Raw genomic sequence first — 1250 nt, forward strand, 5'->3', positions numbered from 1 at the left:
TTTAACACGCTTATTAACCGCAGCTAATAGTTTTTTTGAGTGTTGAATGTTTTCTTCTGACACTTCAACCTGTTCAATTTGTTCAGCTAATTGAAGAGCTTGTTGTTTCAAAGATTCATATTCTTGAAATTGTATAACCCCGGGTGTTACACGAATTTGTTCTATATTTACTTTTAGAAGTTCGTTTGACATGATTTCCTCCTAATAAAACCGACTTGATTTATGAAGTTCTATAAACTGTGAACCTCTATTTCTGCGATGTGTATAATAGAAAGCTTTCGCTTGTTGTGTACTCAAATGTCGTTTTGCACCAGCGTAAGCATCATAGCCAAAGTTGTTTCGTTGTTCTTGAATCATTTCTATCTTCTTTTCACAATGATTCGATTCTAAGAACAAGTAATCAAAATGAAGATTAGGTGCATTTTCTAAGGATGATGTGTCTGTTGCATAGATGATATATTCACCCTCATGTACCCATGTGTATCCGTAGGTTAAAACGTCATGTTCACATTCAAAAGATGTGAACTTATAATCATCTGTTTCTACTGGAAAACCAGCGTTTACAATAGTGTTCACACCATACATTTGATGAACTTCATGATTTCCGATGATTTGAATTTTAGGAAATAGCTTTTTAATGTTTTCTAAAGTAGTAGGGCGAATGTGATCACTGTGAATGTGAGTTAATAATAAATATTTCACATCATATAAATAGTCTTTAATTTTGTTGAAAGATACACCGCAATCAACCATTACATCGTTGATGATTACACAATTACCTTTGCTACCTGATGAGATGATTTCGTAATACACGTTCTAAAACTCCCCTTTCGTGCTATACTATCTGTGTGAATATTTTTAAGTGACTCGCTCTCAACTGCAATTGATTGCGAGTTTTTTTGTTTCTCGATTTGGGCATTCTGTGCGTCTTCGATGTCTTGCCAGTAATCCGTCTCGCGATCATATTCTTCTGCGTGTGAATAACCTATACGCATGGAATCACCTACTTCAACTCAATCTCAGTGACAAGCTTTTTAGCTTCGTTTAGACTTAGAATCAATTTGCCACCTAGTAGAACCAGATTGTCATCTGATACTTCACCGGTAACAGCGCATGTCATATTAGGCTTGTACTTCTTTAAAATAACCTTGTCCCCATCGATAAAAATTTCAACTGCATCTTTAACATCAATGCCTAAAGTACGTCTTAACTCGATTGGTATTACTAAACGTCCTAACTCATCTACCTTA

4 protein-coding genes are annotated in these 1250 nt (G+C 35.1%); all 4 read right to left on the reverse strand.

The genetic code is table 11. The features are described 5' to 3' along the window. Positions 1-192, reverse strand: a 192-nt coding sequence (locus B1B04_RS25215) for a DUF1351 domain-containing protein (RefSeq protein WP_139377011.1), incomplete at its 3' end; no start/stop codon positions are given. 9 nt (positions 193-201) lie between these two features. Then, positions 202-813, reverse strand: a complete 612-nt coding sequence (locus tag B1B04_RS25220; RefSeq protein ID WP_079564506.1) for an MBL fold metallo-hydrolase — start codon at positions 811-813, stop codon at positions 202-204. Next, positions 768-995 (reverse strand): hypothetical protein, encoded by a 228-nt coding sequence (locus tag B1B04_RS25880; RefSeq protein ID WP_079564508.1) that lies wholly within the window; start codon positions 993-995, stop codon positions 768-770. The genes B1B04_RS25220 and B1B04_RS25880 overlap by 46 nt, the downstream gene beginning before the upstream one ends. An 8-nt stretch (positions 996-1003) precedes the next feature. Then, a partial coding sequence (locus B1B04_RS25230) for an AbrB/MazE/SpoVT family DNA-binding domain-containing protein (RefSeq protein ID WP_079564510.1) occupies positions 1004-1250 on the reverse strand: 247 nt, incomplete at its 5' end.

The organism is Lysinibacillus sp. KCTC 33748 (assembly GCF_002237755.1).
Classification (GTDB): domain Bacteria; phylum Bacillota; class Bacilli; order Bacillales_A; family Planococcaceae; genus Lysinibacillus.

Bases quoted from the DNA above. Each gene is read 5' to 3' on its own strand.
- B1B04_RS25880 (WP_079564508.1), bottom strand. From the start codon at position 995: ATGCGTATAGGTTATTCACACGCAGAAGAATATGATCGCGAGACGGAT.